At 40.5% G+C, this 284-nt stretch carries 1 protein-coding gene; it reads right to left on the bottom strand.

The features are described 5' to 3' along the window. Nucleotides 1–60 precede the first annotated feature (60 nt). On the bottom strand, nt 61–284 hold a 224-nt coding region (locus AACQ14_RS24365), incomplete at its 5' end, for a hypothetical protein (RefSeq protein ID WP_339366117.1).

Raw genomic sequence — 284 nt, 5'->3', positions numbered from 1 at the left:
ACAGCGATGAGTGAATTTAATGCCTTTAAGTTGAGGAAATGTTTCAAAGAATTCTTCAGACTATTGCGCAAAGCGTTCAGGAATGTCGTCATAACTCTGATCTATGCCGTTATTAAAGTAATAACGAACAGCGCCACCGCCGCCCCAGGTAATACGATTATCTTTAGTGAAACGATAATAGTGGAACATGTTGGCATGATTAGATAGTGCATGACGTGACTTATGCCAGCCAATTGAATCTAACTGTTCTTGGTTTAGTTGCTGGGTTGCTATTTGGTAATCCC

Origin of the sequence: Vallitalea maricola, assembly GCF_036985595.1 — a bacterium.
Lineage (GTDB): Bacteria > Bacillota > Clostridia > Lachnospirales > Vallitaleaceae > Vallitalea > Vallitalea maricola.
Note: the sequence above shows the minus strand (reverse complement) of the source record. Positions and strands in the feature narration are given on the sequence as shown.